This window comes from Colwellia sp. C1TZA3, from assembly GCF_007954265.1.
Lineage (GTDB): Bacteria > Pseudomonadota > Gammaproteobacteria > Enterobacterales > Alteromonadaceae > Cognaticolwellia.
In genome coordinates, this window is the sequence record NZ_VOLS01000007.1 from 14,129 (window position 1) to 32,438 (window position 18,310).

The window sequence follows — 18,310 nt, forward strand, 5'->3', positions numbered from 1 at the left end:
GTTAATTTATTCAGGCTACGCTAGTACTGATAGGCAATTTCCCTGTCGCATGGCTTAAGGTGAATATGTACTTATCTCAACCATCGGATGAAAGCTTAACTGAATTGATGTCGTGGTTTTCGACCGAAGCAGCACTAAGTCTTTGGTCAGGAAATAATTTTATCTTGCCATTTGACTTGAATACTTTTAAGAGTGATTTGAAATTAGAGTATTTGCCGTTATTTGCCTTACTTTCTGCGCAAGTAGGGTTGTTAGGATTTGGACAATATTATCTCAGATTGAGTAAGTGCCGCCTTTGCAGGCCGGTGATTAACCCTAGCTTTCGTGATCAGGGTATTGCGGCGCATTTAATTCAGCAATTAACGGTTAGAGGAAGAGCTGATTTAAACACCAATTCATGCTCATTATTTGTTGTGGAAAATAATGCCAGTGCAATTAAAATCTATCAAAAAAGTGGATTTACTTTTGCATGCTACCCTGAAAAAATAACCTTGAAAGATTGCTTATATATGATTAGTGACTAGCTGTATTTGACATATAATACTAGTTCCATTAAGTTTGTGATCTTGTTGTGCGCAGGAAAAATAACTCAAGGTAAGGCGCTCGATTGAGCAATAGCTGGCTATTGGGATTGAGAGCAACACAGCCTTGAGCTATTTTAACTAGTACAAGTGAGCAATAACTTAATGGGATTGGTATAATATCAAGTTGATTAATTACCTGCTTATTTTTAATGGTTAAAATGAATAACTACTGACTAAATTTTATGCCTTGTATTTATCCATTTTTCCTCATGAAAAAGGTGATCATTTCATTAATAAAATTGGTATAAATAGCGCTAGGTAAAACTTAGTCAGTTTAATTGTTGGGTACTTAGTAACTCAATATGTAGGTGTTTTGTGCATCGTTTTATATTATCCAATCCAAGCTAATGATAATGAATTTTTTTGTAATACCGGTATACGCTAGCCTTGCTAAAAACGTTTAAATAGCGATAATAGCGGCGCCTTTATTCCATTACTTTTTAGCGACATTACTGACTATGCGTCTCGACAAATTTATTTGCAAAAGCACTGAACTTACCCGTACTGAAGCTAAGAAACTGCTCAAAATGAGCAAAGTAACGGTCAATGATCTGGTGACTAAAGACCCTGCGACACAAGTGCATGACAATAGTGATATTTGTATTGAAGGTGAAGCACTCACTGCCCGTAGCTTTCGCTATATTATTTTGCATAAACCCCTTGCTACCATTTGCTCTAATGTTGATGAAATTTATCCGTCGTTATTACATTTAATTGCTGTTGATAAAGCCTTTGATATGCACATTGCTGGCCGCTTAGACGCTGACACTACAGGGCTAGTGCTAATTACTGATGATGGTGGTTGGTCACATAATATTATTTCACCGAAGAAACAATGCGAAAAAGTTTATCGGGTGCGGTTACGTGACCCGCTAAAGACGACTACGGCTGAAAAGTTTACTCATGGCGTACAGTTGCAAGGTGAAGACGATTTAACTCGTCCTGCGAAGTTAGAGCAAGTTGCCGAAAAAGAAGTCTTGTTAACCATAACCGAAGGTAAATATCATCAAGTTAAGCGCATGTTTGCCGCGGTTGGTAATCAGGTTGTTGGTTTGCATCGCGAGCAAATAGGCCCAGTAAAACTGGCTGATTTAGCGTTAGGTGAGTGGCGTTATTTAAACACCGAAGAAGTCAGTGCTTTTCTATAAATGCTTAGCTTTAGTTAGCGCAGGTGATACCCATTCGCCATTCGAATAAATATTTCTTACCCTAGCGGATTAGCAAGAACAAGAATAACAATGGCACCCTTGCTTTTAATCGCAATAGCTAGCGATTACCCATCAATTACCCATCAAGCGACTTCCCATTACTGCTTTTTTCTGCCTATTTTAAAATAACTCTGTAGGCTAAATATTATAAATAACTTTTTAGTAACAGTGACTTCTACAATTTCACAATGGTTTTATTATTTTTAAAACTCAGAAATCATCTGTCGCCTGTTAAAAATGATTAAACTTTTAGCGCAAACTGCCGATTAATTAACCAAAGAGTTGTAAGCGCTATTTAAGAGAGGAGTGAGAACAGCGATGGATGTTTTAGTAGATTTATTGCCGGGCAGTTTTACCGCCAAAGTAGAACCCTCGGTAAAAGATAGTCGTCAGAAACAAGGATACCAGCAGACAAAAAACTTGCCTAATTTACCGACTGAGCAGGCTGAAGTTAAAACGAGCTCACAAACAATAGTTGAAACTGAGCGCCGCACTGGTGACGATCGTAGGGAGCAAGAAATGAACAGAGGGCGTTGGTTAGAATCTCGCGACCGAAACGATCGTAGGGCTAATGCGTCTGATATTAGTGTGAAAATTTAACTGCATAAAGTATATTACTCTGCAATGACGTCAGTCATTCGAAAGTTTGCATCAGGCACGCGGCTATATTTTGCTAATATTGTTTCAATTTCACCTGAAGCTTTTAAGCTATCAATGACAGTATTGATATTTTTTATGGTTTTTTTTCTCATGCTAGGAGAAAAAACACAATGTATATCATTGTTATTCATCTGTATAACTGAATCTTCCATTTTTTTAAAAAAGTAGGAGGCTTCAATTGATGCACTGACAAAACCAGAGACGCTGTTTTTACGGTATTGTTTATAGCTGTCGGCAGGAGTCATGCTAGTAACAAGCAAGATATTTTTATTGTTGATGTAGGTGGTTAGTTCTGGGTAAATATAACCTAATACTGTACCGATTCTTAAACTTTTATGTGCAGATAAATCACTTAAAGTAGTTATTCCTTGGCGATTAATCAAAATATCTGGATTGTTATAAATTACGCTACTCCATTGTAAAGCTTTTGACTTGTACCACTTAGGGTTGGCAGCACATTGCATATCGATAATGTTTTTTATCAGTGATTGCTGAATTCTTTTGCGCGGGATGGGTATCATTTCAAGCTTCATGTCTAACTGACTGGCAATGGCGTGAGTAATATCAAAGAGAATACCGCTAGTGGGACGGCCTTTATCATCAAAGAAGAGTTGTGGTGCTACATTCTGCCTGTAATAGGAGGTGTGAAGCATTTGCTGGCTAGCAAGTGGGAAGCTTAATATCAGCACTGCAGTTAGTATGAATAGAGAAAAGTATGATTTGATCAGTTTGAATACCTCACTAATTTTTATTGTCGTAAAAAGGGTCTAAACAACTAGCTCGATTAAAATAACAAGTGGAATAATTAATTAATTAATCCACTTAGGCTGAGTTTATTTTTTTGGGTTTAATTGGTTAAATTTTGCCAGCTGTTCATCTGTTGCCGGGAGTTGATGTTTTTCTTTCCACTCATTATAAGGCATGCCATAAACTTGTTCGCGTGCGGTATCAATATCAACGTCAACACCTAGTTTTTCAGCTTCAGCAACCGTCCATTTAGAAAAACAGTTACGACAAAAACCGGCAAGGTTCATTAATTCTATATTTTGTACGTCTTTGCGATCATCTAAATGTGCGAGTAAACGACGAAATACTGCCGCTTGAATTTCAATTTCTTTGTCCATAGTATCCTCAAAAGTGTTATTAGTAAAAATATCATGAAGCCATTAATCAGTCTCTAAAGACTTTCTTTAGGTTCAGTTTCAGGTTCAGGTTTTGTATAAGGTCTAATTTGCACTATCATGCCCATATACGGGTGGTCAAAATAATGTACTTCACCGCTGATAACACGTCGGTTTTGTTCAAAGCGAATAGCTTTCGCTTGTATTGGTTTCGACGTATTTTTGTCGGCATTTACCTTTAGGTTGCCACTAGCATTTACACTCGTTGCTAGCGTTGGCGCTAATTTTGCAGTCGCGAGTTCTGCTAAGCTCTTATCTAAAATATTAAAATCAGCAGTGATAAATAAATAATGTTTTAAATGAATATTGAAAAATCCCTCAATAAACCATTGTTGAATAGGCGCTATTGGCGGGTTTTTTACTGTCGTTGCTAAGGGCATTTTATGAGTAAGGTTTAGCGCTAAATTTTGTTGGTTAAGTGCTGCTAATAGTTCATCAGTATTTTCGTTTACTTGTGCTACTTGCGCGATAATCTGCTCAATATGCGCTTGTTTAGCTTGTTGTAATTGCTCAGCTTGGTTTTGCACTGGTAAAGATCTAACCGTACTTTCTTTACTAGCATCTTCAAGTAATTGAGCTTTTTGCTGATCTTTTTGCTCATTGAAACGGCTCAGTTGTTTTTGGTAAGCTGCAGAAAAACTTTCACCGGCATAAACTTTTACGGGCACAGATTGTTTTTCAGGTCGAGCAACTTGTCGCCAGCCCATATGCAACATAGGGCGAAAGTTTTTGCTATACCTTAAGTCTTGGATAATATCATTAAGCTGTAATGAGTCTTTACTAAGCAAATGAGTTTTGTTGTTGTCGACAGCTTCTTGGCCATTAATCAATAATGGCACTTTATCAACTGAAAAACCGTGGTAGTCAAAGTTAGGATTTTCGACTTGATAGTCAGCAAAGTATGCTTCATCAATTCGGCATAATAATATTGGCTTAGTCTTGGCTGTATATTGAAATTTAAGCTCTTGAAACTCTTGTTCGGCCGCTAGTACTAAACTTTGAATTTTTGCCTGTTCTTCATCAGACAACTCGGCTGGTAACACTAAGTTATTGCTGTCATTGTTGCCGATGCCATCACTATCACTATTAATAGTCGCGTTATTCATGACGGTCTTACTAATAACAGGGTTATTTATTTGAGCGCTACTCGCAACTTCATTGTTTAGCACAGGGCTATTTAGCCCTTTACTGTTGGTAAAAGTATTTGAGTTAGTTATGTCACTATCTGCTGAAGACCGGGTCATATTGTTGCTAGTATCAATGGCGTCGGTGTTATTTTTTCCTACATTTATAGATTGATTTAAAACCAAAAGTCCTGGCGTCAATTGTGATATTTGCGCTAATGATTTTTCATTGAAAAGCTCAGGTAATTGGGCTTTTTTTTGCGCAAAATCCCCGAGATTATTTGGTGCGTCACAACGGGGTAATCGCTGTTTTAACGTGCGAATATCAGGGTTTAAATAGCGGCTGAGTAAATCTTCTACGCGTTGATGTTTTGGTAATTCACTGCTCTCTGGAAAATTTTCTTTTAACTGGCTTTTATCACCTAATTGGCTAAAAAGAATAATTTCGACATCAAACCATCGGTCATTATTTTCTTGTGTCGCCGCATTTAACGTTAGCGGAAATGTTAAGACGGCAGAACATAAAAATAGTTGAGTTAATTTCATTCAGTATCCAGTTAATGGTTATTTTACCTAGTGATAATAGCAAAAGTTGATCAATACTTATATTGTCAATCAGTTATCTGTTAGATATAAAAGTTAACTATCTTGATTTTAAGTATTGATCATTATTGTGTCTAAGCGCGTAGGTGATTTGCTAATTCGTTTAGCATGGTAGCGATCATAATAAAGCGAGATTTTGCATCTTCAGTCACTTGTTTAAATTTCAATTTATTAGCACCTTCCATTTTATATATTTTCGGTTGTTGTTGAATTAAGCCGATAATAAACATGGGGTCTACTTTGGTCTCACTACTAAATTCAAATGCACCGCCAGCAGGCCCTGCATCAATGCGGGTAATCCCCATTTTTTGTGCTTTAAGTTTCAGCTTGGCGATATGTACTAAATTTTTTGCTGCTTGTGGTAATAAGCCAAAACGGTCTATCAGTTCAACTTGCACGTCATCGAGTGCTTGTTTATTTTTACAACTGGCAATACGTTTATATAAACTTAAGCGTAAACTTACATCGAAAATATAGTCATTAGGTAATAGTGCCGCTACGCGTAAATCGACCTCAGTTTGAGTTCTTGTTACTTGGTCGAGCGACAATTCTTTGCCTTCCTTTAGCGCGGCAACGGCGGCATCAAGCATTTCCATGTAGAGGGTATAACCGACTTGGCTCATCGAACCACTTTGATCTTCGCCTAATAATTCACCTGCGCCACGAATTTCTAGATCGTGACTCGCCAAGGTAAAGCCTGCACCTAAGTCTTCTAATGAGGCGATAGCTTCAAGGCGTTTTTTCGCATCTTTGGTCATACGTTTTTCATGTGGGGTTAATAAATAGGCGTAAGCTTGATGGTGTGAACGTCCGACACGACCACGTAATTGGTGCAGTTGTGCTAAACCTAAATGGTCAGCTCGGTCCATAATAATGGTGTTAGCCGTGGGTACATCGATGCCAGTTTCAATAATGGTGGTACAGACCAGCACATTATAACGTTGGTGATAAAAGTCGTTCATCACACGTTCAAGTTCACGCTCGCGCATTTGGCCATGAGCGGTAATAATTTTCGCTTCGGGTAATAATACTTGAATGTCTGCAGCGGTTTTATCAATGGTGTCGACATTGTTATGTAAGAAGTAGACTTGACCACCACGCAATACTTCACGCAAGATTGACTCGCGAATTAAGGCGTCATCACGTTCTCTGACAAAAGTTTTTACCGCTAATCTTTTTGCCGGTGGTGTTGCTATTATTGATAAGTCGCGCATGCCGCCCATGGCCATATTTAAGGTTCGTGGGATTGGGGTTGCGGTCAATGTTAAAATATCTACGTTGGCGCGCAGCTGTTTTATTTTTTCTTTTTGTTTAACACCAAACCTATGCTCTTCATCAACGACTAAAAGCCCTAGGTCTTTATATTTTATGCTGTTTTGTAAAAGCTTGTGGGTACCAATTAAAATATCTACTTGGCCAGATTCAACCTCTTTGACAATGGCGCTTTGTTCCTTTGCGGTTCTAAAACGCGATAAAACTTCGATGTTAATTGGCCAATTGGCAAAGCGATCACGGAAGTTTTCATGGTGTTGTTGAGCAAGTAGGGTGGTTGGTACTAATATCGCTACTTGTTTGCCGTCATTCACCGCGATAAATGCCGCGCGCATAGCCACTTCTGTTTTGCCAAAACCGACATCACCACAGACTAATCTGTCCATGGCTTTTGGCGACAACATGTCGCTAATTACTGCATTGATGGCTTGTGCTTGATCAAAGGTCTCTTCAAAACCAAAACTGTCAGTAAAAGCGCGATAATCATCTTTATTTTGTTTAAAGCTATAGCCATGATTACTCGCACGTTTGGCATATATATCTAACAGTTCAGCAGCTACGTCACGTACTTTTTCTGCTGCTTTTTGTTTAGCTTTACTCCAAGTGTCGTTACCTAGTTTATGTAACGGCGCATGGTCAGCATCAGCGCCTGAATAGCGACTAATTAAATGCAGCGAGGCAACAGGCACATATAATTTGGCTTCTTTTGCGTAACTGAGCATTAAAAATTCGGTGGTAATACCACCATTTTCAATGGTTTGGAGACCCATGTAGCGACCAATGCCGTGATCAATATGTACTACAGGTTGGCCAATACTTAGTTCGGCTAAATTTTTAAATATCGCGTCGTTCTGAATTTCTTGTTGTTTATTGCGACGGCGAGTTTGACGGACGCGATCGCCGAGTAATTCAGCTTCTGTTATTAAGGCAATAGCATTTTTTTTCGCGCTGCCTTTGGCTTGAAAAATAAAACCGGCACTTAAGGCGTTAACTGTAATACCTATTAGTGCCTCGCTGTTAACAAAATCTTCAATACTTTCAAAGATACTTGGCTTGGTTTGATTACGCTCTAGTAGCTCTAAAACACTTTCACGTCGACCTTGGCTTTCTGCAACAAATAATAGTTTATTTGGTGTTTCTTTGCTGGTAACAAAGTTATTGAGTAATTCAAATGGCTGCTTTAACTTATGATCTATAGTCAGATCTGGCAGTGTGTGCACGTCAAACTGCACTTGTGATGTTTTTAACTCGTCTTCGCTGACTTCAGGTTTTAAATTGATTCGATCGAAAGGTTTTAAAGCACTGTAGAGCTCTTCACTATTGAGAAATAAATGGCTTGGTGGCAATAGTGGTCGAGTGGGATCGTAGCGCCTATCTTCATAGCGATAGTCAATGTCGGTCCAGTAATGGGCCAAGGCTTTATCAATATCACCACTGATAATGACTAAGGTATTATCAGCAAGGTAGTCACATAAAGTATTGGTTTGCTGAAAAAATAAAGGCAAATAATATTCTATGCCCGCTGGCATAATGCCATTACTGACCTGATGGTAAATAGATGCTTTGTCAATGGTGCTGGTAAATTGTTCGCGGTATTGGCTGCGAAATAAGTTAGTACCGTCAGTATCGGTTGGAAATTCATGCGCGGGCAATAAATTTATACCCTCTATTTTGTCGCTAGAACGTTGGTTTTCTGGATCAAATAAGCGAATTTCGTCAATTTCATCATCAAAAAAATCTAAACGAAATGGCGTCTTACTGCCCATAGGAAAGATATCAAGAATGGCACCACGGGCAGAAAACTCACCATGCTCCATGACTTGTTCAACACAGCGATATCCGCTGGCTTCTAAGCTTTGTCTTAATTGATGTAAATCTTTTTTATCGCCTTTTTGGATAATTAAACTATTAGCTTCAATGTATTGTTTTGGTGCTAAACGTTGCATTAAAGTTGAAATAGGCACAATAACAATGCCTTTATCCATACGCGATAATTGATACAAGGTCGCTAAACGCTGGGAAATAATATCTTGGTGCGGCGAAAAGGTATCGTAAGGCAAGGTTTCCCAATCAGGGAATAAGCAAATAGGTAATTGGGCTTGTTGATTTAAGCTGGCGAGTTCTTGCTCTAAGCGCAATGCCGATGGCGTATCATGAGTAAGTAGTAATATGGGCTGTTGCGTTGATAACGCGCCGTGAAAAATAGCGACAGTAGCACTACTGCCGGGTAGATTTTGCCAAACTTTTTTATCGGCACTTTTACCCCAGCTCTTAGCTAATACCGGATTGAAGAGATTAACATTTTTGCTCATAACTGCTCGTAATTTAATTGCGTTAAAAATAATACATCGTGAAGCACTTTATTGAACCGCGGCCTTGGTATTTTAAGCTTTAGTATTTGCACCAGTGAATGCAGTTTATATCAAAATTGAAGCTATCTTAACATGAGTTTTACCTGATCTTTAACCGCTAAATTTAAAGCCTTTACGCTTCAACATTATTCAATTAACAAATAGCGCATGCAGGTAAAGATCTGCTTATTTAAAGCGTGTATAATAGCTCGCAATTAAATAACCTATAGTTTCGCTAGTAGCAAATAGGCTAATGTCAGCCTGCTTACGCCTAAAAGTAAAACTAACCAGCGACACTCGTTGGATTTTTGGAGAAGTTTGTGACTAACAACGATGTTTTACGTCGCCTGAGATATACCTTTAATTTTAACGATCAGAAGGTTATTGCTATTTTCTCTGCCGGTGATTTAACCGTGACGCGAGATCAAATCAGTAACTGGTTAAAGCAAGAAGAAGACCCCGCTTATGTCAATTGCCCTGATACTACCTTTGCTGCATTTTTAAATGGCTTTATTAATGAGCGCCGCGGTAAAAAAGAAGGTGAGCCAGCCAAGGTTGAAAAGCGTTTAAACAATAATATTATTCTCACTAAATTGAAAATTGCTTTTAATTTAAAAGCAGAAGATATTATCGAGATGTTGGAATCAGCAAATTTTCGTTTAAATAAGCCTGAGCTAAGTGCCTTTTCTCGCAAGCCAGAGCATAAAAATTATCGTGAATGTAAAGATCAGGTATTACGCAACTTTTTACAGGGCGTTGATAAGAAGTTTCATGTGCAACGTCGCGCAAAAGAACAAGTAAAAAGCCCGGTAGTTGAAGAGGTTAAAGATAAGTTAGAAGAAGTTCTAGCGGATAAAAATTATAATTCGGCTAATACTAACGCCAGTAAAATTTATGTTAACCCAAATAAAACTAAAGTTGAACGCAAACCCGGTGAACGTAAAGTGCTAAAACTTAAACCAAAAGATATTTGGGGCGAATAGCAGCGCTTAAAAAATTGATATATGTGCTATAAATAACTTAAGGCTTTTAGCAGTTTTAAATGATCATTAGGTATATATTATGGCAAACGGTAATCCAAACTCAGAAATTACTTCCATACCTCGCTGGTTTTATACCGGTGCTATAATGGCACTGGTGTGGAATTTACTTGGAGTTATGGCCTTTATTAGGCAGGTAGTAATAACACCAGAAATGCTGGCCAAATTACCACTAGCGGAGCAAGACCTCTATACTACAGTGCCATTATGGGTAACCATAGCCTTTGCTGTTGCTGTTTTTTCTGGTGCCTTAGCTAGCCTAGCCTTGATAATGAAAAAAAGCATTTGCTATCAATTGTTCGTTATTTCATTTATCGGCGTTTTGCTGCAAATGTTCCATACACTTTGTTTTAGTAATGCTTACGATGTCAACGGCCCTAGTGCCACAATAATGCCGATTATGGCGATCGTTATTGCTTTGGGATTAGTGCGTTTTGCCGCTAAAGGTAATAATAATAATTGGTTTAGTTAGTGGTTATTATGCTTGGGGTTTAAGCGCTATAACCTTCATATTTGAAGCTTGAATTTGCAGGCTTCTTTAATGCTTAGCATAAGAAAAACCAATGAAATTAGTACCACGAGTGGTATAATTTAGCCCCTCTTTTTTAGCAACAAAATCTTACGGTTAAACTAAAGTGTTGATAAATTTACAAGCTAAATTATTAGGTATTGGCTTATGTTCATTGGTTGGTGTCATCGCCACAATAGTTGCCACGCGTTATCAAGCGCCCATTATACTCTTTGCGTTATTAATGGGTTTAAGCCTACATTCATTTTACAGCAATATAAATATTCAACCCGGTGTTAACTTTTGCTCACGAGAGCTATTGCGTTTGTGTGTTGGTTTATTGGGTGTGCGTATTGCTTTTGCTGATATTGTCTCACTTGGCATTACTCCACCCTTAATTGTGGTGGTGAGCATGGCTTTGACCATAGTTTTCGGGGTGTTGTTTGCGCGTGTTTTAGGCTTGTCAAAAATTTTTGGCGTATTGTCTGGTGGTGCGGTAGCGGTTTGTGGTGTTTCAGCGGCAGCCGCGATTTCAACAGTGTTGCCAAACGATAAATCTCAAGAAAAGTACTTTGCTTTTACCGTCATAGGTATTACCACCTTTAGCACCTTAGCAATGATATTTTATCCTATTGTTGCCAGTTACTTAGGTTTATCAGACGAGTTAGCCGGGGTTTTTATTGGTGGTGCTATTCATGATGTTGCCCAAGTGGTTGGTGCCGGTTATACCATATCGCCTGAGGCGGGCGATGTAGCAACTTATATTAAGCTGCTCAGAGTAGCGTTGTTAATGCCAATAGTCATGATGGTATTCTTTGCCTTTAAAGAACAAAATAGCAAAATGTCGGGGGGTGTTAGTGCTTTTATTCCAGGCTTTTTGATTATGTTTTTTGTGCTGGCATTTTTAAAAAATGTCGGGGTGTTGCCTATTTGGCTGATTGAGTTTATTCGGAGTCTGTCGAGTCACTTATTAGTGATTGCTATTGCGGCCATCGGCGTTAAAACTTCATTAAAACAAGTGCTTTCTGTTGGTTGGCGACCCGTGTTGTTAATGGGCTGTGAAACAGTATTTTTGGCGAGTTTGATTATTGCGGGTATCATGTTTTTTTATTAGCCGTATTACTTGCAGCAAGGTGATTTAACTTAAGCTTACTTAGTTCAGTTTAGTTTAGCTTAATGATGCCCAACAACGAGGTTGGGCATCATCAAAAAATAGCTGCTATTTATCAGTAATGTTAATAGTCACTGTCATCAGCATTAGCGTCACTAATACGCTCTATTCTAGCTTCTTCTTCTTCAAATGCGGCTTTAATTTCTTCTAATACCGTATCAACGTCTGCGCTGGCTGTGTCTTCTTTGAATAAACCGGTCAGCTCTAATTCTGCTGTTAGTTCGCCACTTTCAAATAGTGCCCACATTTCTTGGCCATACTTGCTTTGTTTTAGCGCGGGGCTAAATTGAGCATAATAGTTAGTCATATTGGCAACATCACGCATTAGCATGGCTTTGGCATTATTATTAGCTGATGCATCTACCGCTTGTGGTAGATCAATAATAACCGGACCATAATCATCAACTAAAACATTAAATTCTGATAAGTCACCATGAATAATGCCTGCACAGAGCATTAACTGGACATAATGCATAACCAGCGTGTGATCTTCTTGTGCTTGTTCCGCTGACATTACCACGTCGTTTAGGCGTGGGGCTACATCACCAGCATCATCGGTGACAAGTTCCATTAATAATACACCGTCGAAACAACCAAAGGGTTGCGGCACACGAACGCCAGCTGCTGCCAATTGATAAAGTGCGTCAACTTCAGCGTTTTGCCAAGCAGACTCTTGTTGGTCACGACCGTATTTTGAACCTTTTTCCATCGCTCGGGCACGACGGCTATTTCTACTTTTTCGACCTTCTTGGTATTGCGCTGCTTTTTTAAAGCTACGCTTAATGGCTTCTTTGTAAACTTTAGCGCAACGAACTTCATCGCCGCATCGAACCATATAAACGGTGGCTTCTTTTCCACTCATTAATTGGCTTATTACTTCGTCTATTAAGCCATCATTTACAAGTGGCTGTATGCGTTTAGGTACTTTCATAGCGCCGTTATACCTTAGTTGGGCGTTGGATGCCAGAGCAAAATTATAACTTTTATTTATCAAAAGTTTAAAACATTGTCTGGTTTAGGTATTATGTTGAGGTAATATAATAAAATCTCTTCAATATAAACGCAAAACCCTATGATCCCATTTATTAGCCAATTACCTGCAGATGAAGAAAATATCTGGATAGCCGCACTTAATCAGGCGCTGCCTGATGAAAACATTATTGCGGTTACTGAGCTTAAACCGGCAGACAAAAAACACTGTCTGCTCGCCATTGTTGCCAACCCTAATACTGAATTACTGGCTGAATTTGAAAATTTAACTTGGCTACATAGTATTTGGGCTGGTGTTGAGAATTTGATGATGTCATTGGCTGATTCGCCGATTGACGTTGTGCGTTTAATTGACCCAACACTAAGCAGAGCCATGTCTGAGGCGGTGTTAGCCTGGAGTTTATATCTTCATCGAGACATGCCACGTTATGCTAAACAGCAGCATAATAAGCACTGGCAGCAGCATCAACTGGTGCCAGCAAGCGAACGGCGTATTGGTATTCTTGGCTTAGGCGAATTAGGCCAAGTTAGCGCAAGGCAATTACAACAAAATGGTTTTAAGGTTATGGGTTGGAGCCGCACGGCGAAAAAAATACCTAACATTGGCACCTACAGCGGCAATAGTGGTTTGGCAGAAATGGTCGCGCAAAGTGATATTTTAGTGTGTTTATTGCCATTAACACCAACAACACGCGGCATGGTGAATAAAAAATTATTAGCACAATTACCTCAAGGCAGTGCCGTGATTAATTTTGCCCGTGGTGGCATCATTAATACCGATGAACTGTTAAATGCGCTGAACAGTAAACACCTAAGCCATGCCGTGCTTGATGTTTTTGACCATGAGCCACTAAGCATTGATAGCGGGCTTTGGCAGCACCCTGATATTACTATTTTGCCTCATATCTCTGCGCCAACAAACCTTAACAGCGCTTGTGACATTGTCGCTAAAAATATTATAAGTTTTCGCGCAACTGGTCAGATACCCAAATCGGTCAGTAAAGTTAATGGTTATTAATCTAAGCAGCAACACAGGTTTTTGTTGCCAACAAAAGTATCTCTGTCGTTATTGATTAAACTTTTAATAGCAAAAGGTAATAACTACAGTCTGGGCGCTATCAATAACGGTAGTTGTAAACAGCAAAGGGCAATTACTCTTATTTCTGAGTAAGAAGTTAAAATTTGTTTTTATTCTTATTAATAAGTAATTGATGCGCTTGCGACCAAAATTTGCTCGATATCTTGTTAATCACATTCGATTCTGCATTAATTAAAACCGCAAAGCCGATATCTAACTCGGGCGAGTAACCAATATCTGCACGAAAGCCAGCAACCCAGCCAGAATGATAAATAATAGGATGACCGTCAAATTGATAAATGCGCCAACCGTAACCGTAGTGGGCATCAGTTAAATGCTCACGCCAATATCGGCGGCGCAAATCTTTTTTTGTTTTAATACGTGGCGTGGTGAGTTCAGTGAGCAGTGCCGGTGAAAGTGTCTCAGGGTTATGCCCTAAATTGGCAATCAACCATTTTGCTAAGTCAGCAATACTGGCGTTAATACCTGCGGCTGGAGCAACTTTATAATAGTCAGGCTCAACATCTACTGTACGCCAAATATAGCGTTTGATATTTCTACCGGCTCTATTCTTTTTGCCAGTTTTTATGCGCTTTCTTAAAATGTGCGGTTTAGCGGTGTTTTGCTGTTGTAAAAATACATCAATACCCACTGAAGCGTTGGTCATTTTTAAGGGGGTGAAAATTCTTTCTTGTAGCAAAGTAGCGTAGCTTTTAGCGCTAACCGCTTCAATGGCCGGTTGCAAAAATCCGTAGGCAATATTTTGATAACCGTAACATTTTGCTGGCTGACAAATCGGTGAAATACGATTAAAGCGGCTAATTATTTTTTCCATACTCCAATTTTCATGCAGTAAATTATCGTAGGAATTTGGCATCAAGCCACTTGAATGGCTGAGCAGATGCTTTAATTGAATATTATCTGCGGCGCCTTCGGTGGCTAAAGCAAAGTCAGGCACATAATTAGTGATTGGGTCTGATAAATTTAGCTGCTGCTCTTGTGCCAACATCGTGGTAATAGTGGCGGCAAAAGGCTTAGATACCGAGGCTAGGCGAAACACCGTGTTATTATCAACCTTTTGGCTTTTCGCCTTATCGATATAGCCAAAGCTTTGCATGGCAAACACTTGATTATTTTTAACAATGGCATATGCCGCGCCCGGGATGCTAAATCTTTTTAATTCACTGGCAATATTAGCTGATAATTTTTTATTTAAGCTACTTAGATCAGTAGCATAGGAGGTTAACGTTAAAGAAAAAGTAAAGAAAAATGTGAGAAATCGAAAAAACATGCAGGCAACCTATTTTAAAAAACAGGTGATTCTAACCAGTTAATGTACAAATAAGAAGTAATATTAATTTGTTGTAAAATTTATATTAGCTCTTAAATTATACCCTTAAGTAGATTAGGTATAAATATTTTGCTTACAGTCAATGATTTATCTAGGCTTGAAAAAAGCTAATGGTAACTGGCGAGCATAGGTTATACCAATTTGATTAATTAAGTGTTCATCTTTTGCCAAGCTTATATAAACGCTAATAATAACCTTATTAAATCGCATTTTAGCATTGTGATGGCAGAAAGTTTAATGCAATAAGCCCTTAACTTCAGGCTATTATTCTGAGTTCAGGGCTTATTTTAAAAACACAGTGATTATTTATGACTTTTTGCACTAAACCAAAAGTTCATGAAGTCAGCGGTGAGTTTATTTTCAATTTCCATTGCGCGCTCGGTTGGACAAAAAATAGTGAAAATAATCTGGGTATCACCAAGTTCTGAAGTGGCGACTTCAATATGAGGATCTGGCCCTGCAATTTTGATGTCAAATCGACTTTCTATGACTTGGTTATATCTTACGGCAACATCATTAAAGTCGGCACAATAGCCGTTAGCTTTTACTTTTAGCGTATCAATAAACTCAAATGGATTGACGCTACCATCTCGGGTAATAGTAAAGTGATGAACGGCGTAACGTTTAAGGAAATTTAAGTTTTTAATTGCCGATGTCACCAATTGATTATTTGGCATATATAGTGTTTTACCGGTAAATTGATAATTGCTGATATTAACTTCTAATAGCGTTAAGTTGATCCAATCAATAGAGTTTACTTCACCACAGTAATTGCCCACTTGTATCCAATCACCAATACGAAAGGGACGATTTGATACCACATAAATAAAACCAATAAGGCATTGAATAAACTCGCGTGTCACAAGTACTATCGCCACAACAAATGCAGCAATGGAAAAGGCAAACTTTTGAATCTCGACCGACCAAATATTGAATACCACACAAATAAGTGCAAAATTAAAAAGATTATTCAGTAAGTTAACGCTTAAACGTTTATCTAGTTTTTTCTTTTTCGCACGGTGTTTAATTAAGCGAGTAATAACTAACTTTACCGTAATAATAGCGATAGCTAATACTGCGGTGACTATGGATTTATTTTCTAAAAGAGATTCGATCATGTTTTGCTCAGTAAGTAACTACAATAACTACAATAAGGATGTACGTTGGTATTAAAAAGTGCACGGTAGATGATTTCACCCGACAAATCGAGTGAAATATGACTTTAATGATTGATTATTTATTTGCCATAATAAAATCATATGTTTTTTGTCTAGCTAGTACTCTGCGAATGTTCAGCTAAGGTTCATTTATACTGTCATAAAATAGTATGTTGTTACAATAAACCACTAAGAATCTAGAAACTTAGTCACCGAACTTGTGTTTTACCATGCCAGTATAAATGGCTTTTTAATAGGATGTTTAATGAAATTATTTACTTGTGTTGTGCTGCTTATTTTTTCTACCTTAGCCTTTTCGAATACCAGTTTGCCTGGTAACAGGCACATTGCCGTGACCGGCAGCGCTGAGTTGATGGCAATGCCAGATATTGCGGTTGTGCATTTAAATGTTGAAAGTGAGCAAAAAACCAGTTTGGCTGCTAAAAAAGAAGTTGATGAACGCGTAAACAACTTACTCGACGGATTAACTGACTTTGACGTTGATGAAGATAATGTTTCGGCGTCAAATATTTCGACGGAAGTGCGTTACGCTTATAACCGCGGTAAGCAAGATAAAATTGAAGGTTATGTTGCGCGTCGAAGCTTAACAGTGACATTAAAAAATATAGATAAGTTGAATGCCTTTATGGACTTTGCCTTAAAGGCAAAAATTAATGCTATTCGCAATATCGAATTAAAATCTTCTAACGAAAAACAACTACAGCAAGAGGTTAATGCGCTTGCGGTTAGCCATGCTAAAGCTAAAGGTAAATCACTGGCAGAGGCTTTTGGCGTAAATTTAGGGGCAATTTACAGTATCAATGCTAATTCAACTCACATTGAGCAGAGGTATGGCGCTAATAACGAAGGTTATAAAATGAGCACTCGTATGGCAGGTAGCTCGGCAAAACCGGGGCGCTATTTACAAGAAAATATTGTTTTTTCTGCTGCAATCAGTGTGGTCTTTGATCTTGAGCTGTAAACTATCTTCTGTTAATTTTAAATGCTTACTTGATGGAGTAAACAGCCACTTAAATTTCTAGAATAAATAATAAAAGTAAAATTAAAGCTCAAAATCAAGACGCTAAAAGAGTAATTTCAGCTTAGTAGCATGGCTTATAAAACCAAAGTATAGAATGCTACTTTAGGTCCAGAACTTGGTATAAATAATTATTTTAAATGATAAAGCTAGTGGTTTGAGTCTGCGTGTAAAAACGTTAAACTGTCAGGACAACCGCACTATTGTACGACTGCTTGGTAAATCAGATTAATGAGACATGAAAGTTAAATTAAATTTAACTAAAGCTACATATAATACCAAGTTGATTAATTACCTGCTCATTTTTAATGGTTAAAATGAATAACTACAGCGTTATAAAATTTATAAGGTGAATAACTACTGACTAAATTTTATGCCTTGTATTCATCCATTTTTCCTCATGAAAAAGGTGATCACTTAATTAATCAAATTGGTATAAAACGATGTTAAAGAGGCATAAAGCATGACAGTTAAAAAATTGGCGCAGCGTTTGTTTTTTATCAAACCGTTATTAAATTTTGCCTTTGTTGCCGGCCTGGTTTTTATTGCAATTTTATTGCTTAATGGCTCTATTGCTGAGCAAAATAGTTATGGTATACCGAGTTTGTTATTAGCCACATGGAGCCTGTTATTAAGTGCGATATTAGGGTTATTAGTTAATACGCCAAACACTGACGATATACCCAAAGGTTGGTTTGCCCAGATGAAAAATCGCTTGGCAAAAAGTGTTTTTACCTTGGCCGCAATTGTTTTTATTTTGATAAGCTTAGCGCTGCTTTATGCAACGATAAAACTGTTGACCTTGTGAAGTTAACCTTCTATTTACCGCAGTACAGCTAGCTGCCACAGACCCTGTTAAAGATATCAACTGATGATGAAATTAGTATAATAACTCACTCTCTTCAATAATTATTGTTGGAGAGTGCTGATAAATCTTGTCAAAAATTTAGGCAGGTAACAGCTCTTTTTAGGGCATTTTTTGTTTTTCAAAGA

General features: G+C 38.1%; 16 protein-coding genes. 9 read left to right on the forward strand and 7 right to left on the reverse strand.

The window, feature by feature from the left end; genetic code table 11:
* The first annotated feature begins 65 nt into the window (after positions 1-65).
* The 3 genes from ESZ39_RS03390 to ESZ39_RS03400 all read left to right on the forward strand — a co-directional run bounded on the left by ESZ39_RS03390 (position 66) and on the right by ESZ39_RS03400 (position 2,392).
* Complete coding sequence (locus tag ESZ39_RS03390) at positions 66-524, forward strand: GNAT family N-acetyltransferase (protein ID WP_146878392.1); 459 nt, start codon at positions 66-68, stop codon at positions 522-524.
* A gap of 518 nt (positions 525-1,042) precedes the next feature.
* A complete protein-coding gene (locus tag ESZ39_RS03395; RefSeq protein ID WP_146878393.1) occupies positions 1,043-1,732 on the forward strand; it encodes a pseudouridine synthase in 690 nt (229 codons plus the stop codon).
* Positions 1,733-2,110: 378 nt separating this feature from the next.
* Positions 2,111-2,392 carry a hypothetical protein gene (locus ESZ39_RS03400; RefSeq protein ID WP_146878394.1) on the forward strand — a complete coding sequence of 94 codons (282 nt, stop codon included), beginning with the start codon at positions 2,111-2,113 and terminating at the stop codon, positions 2,390-2,392.
* A gap of 14 nt (positions 2,393-2,406) precedes the next feature.
* Here the strand turns inward: ESZ39_RS03400 and ESZ39_RS03405 are convergent, their stop codons facing one another.
* The 4 genes from ESZ39_RS03405 to mfd all read right to left on the reverse strand — a co-directional run bounded on the left by ESZ39_RS03405 (position 2,407) and on the right by mfd (position 8,944).
* A complete protein-coding gene (locus ESZ39_RS03405) occupies positions 2,407-3,141 on the reverse strand; it encodes a substrate-binding periplasmic protein (protein WP_146878395.1) in 735 nt (244 codons plus the stop codon).
* A 144-nt stretch (positions 3,142-3,285) separates the two neighbouring features.
* Complete coding sequence (locus tag ESZ39_RS03410; RefSeq protein ID WP_146878396.1) at positions 3,286-3,576, reverse strand: DUF1244 domain-containing protein; 291 nt, start codon at positions 3,574-3,576, stop codon at positions 3,286-3,288.
* A 53-nt stretch (positions 3,577-3,629) separates the two neighbouring features.
* Entirely contained in the window at positions 3,630-5,303 is a 1,674-nt protein-coding gene (locus ESZ39_RS03415; protein ID WP_146878397.1) for a CsiV family protein, read from the reverse strand.
* A gap of 131 nt (positions 5,304-5,434) precedes the next feature.
* Entirely contained in the window at positions 5,435-8,944 is a 3,510-nt protein-coding gene (gene mfd / locus ESZ39_RS03420) for a transcription-repair coupling factor (protein ID WP_146878398.1), read from the reverse strand.
* Between the two features lie 359 nt (positions 8,945-9,303).
* On the opposite strand from mfd, the gene ESZ39_RS03425 reads away from it, so the two are divergent.
* The 3 genes from ESZ39_RS03425 (at position 9,304) to ESZ39_RS03435 (ending at position 11,645) form a co-directional block, all read left to right on the forward strand.
* Positions 9,304-9,966 (forward strand): DUF1456 family protein, encoded by a 663-nt coding sequence (locus ESZ39_RS03425; protein ID WP_146878399.1) that lies wholly within the window; start codon positions 9,304-9,306, stop codon positions 9,964-9,966.
* A 79-nt stretch (positions 9,967-10,045) separates the two neighbouring features.
* Positions 10,046-10,495, forward strand: coding sequence for a hypothetical protein (locus tag ESZ39_RS03430; RefSeq protein ID WP_223270217.1), 450 nt, complete (start codon positions 10,046-10,048; stop codon positions 10,493-10,495).
* A gap of 163 nt (positions 10,496-10,658) precedes the next feature.
* Entirely contained in the window at positions 10,659-11,645 is a 987-nt protein-coding gene (locus ESZ39_RS03435; protein WP_146878400.1) for a YeiH family protein, read from the forward strand.
* Between the two features lie 121 nt (positions 11,646-11,766).
* Here the strand turns inward: ESZ39_RS03435 and ESZ39_RS03440 are convergent, their stop codons facing one another.
* Positions 11,767-12,633, reverse strand: a complete 867-nt coding sequence (locus ESZ39_RS03440; protein WP_146878401.1) for a PA4780 family RIO1-like protein kinase — start codon at positions 12,631-12,633, stop codon at positions 11,767-11,769.
* A gap of 141 nt (positions 12,634-12,774) precedes the next feature.
* On the opposite strand from ESZ39_RS03440, the gene ESZ39_RS03445 reads away from it, so the two are divergent.
* The gene (locus tag ESZ39_RS03445) at positions 12,775-13,710 is read left to right on the forward strand and encodes a 2-hydroxyacid dehydrogenase (RefSeq protein WP_146878402.1); all 936 of its coding nucleotides are present in this window, start codon (positions 12,775-12,777) and stop codon (positions 13,708-13,710) included.
* Positions 13,711-13,867: 157 nt separating this feature from the next.
* Here ESZ39_RS03445 and ESZ39_RS03450 read toward each other — a convergent pair whose 3' ends face one another.
* Together ESZ39_RS03450 and ESZ39_RS03455 are read right to left on the reverse strand one after the other, a co-directional pair.
* Positions 13,868-15,061 (reverse strand): serine hydrolase domain-containing protein, encoded by a 1,194-nt coding sequence (locus ESZ39_RS03450; protein WP_146878403.1) that lies wholly within the window; start codon positions 15,059-15,061, stop codon positions 13,868-13,870.
* 362 nt (positions 15,062-15,423) lie between these two features.
* Positions 15,424-16,239, reverse strand: a complete 816-nt coding sequence (locus ESZ39_RS03455) for a mechanosensitive ion channel family protein (RefSeq protein WP_146878404.1) — start codon at positions 16,237-16,239, stop codon at positions 15,424-15,426.
* A gap of 304 nt (positions 16,240-16,543) precedes the next feature.
* Between ESZ39_RS03455 and ESZ39_RS03460 the strand changes: the two genes are divergently transcribed.
* Entirely contained in the window at positions 16,544-17,260 is a 717-nt protein-coding gene (locus ESZ39_RS03460) for an SIMPL domain-containing protein (RefSeq protein ID WP_146878405.1), read from the forward strand.
* Between the two features lie 520 nt (positions 17,261-17,780).
* Positions 17,781-18,125, forward strand: coding sequence for a hypothetical protein (locus ESZ39_RS03465; RefSeq protein ID WP_146878406.1), 345 nt, complete (start codon positions 17,781-17,783; stop codon positions 18,123-18,125).
* The last annotated feature ends 185 nt before the right edge of the window (positions 18,126-18,310 follow it).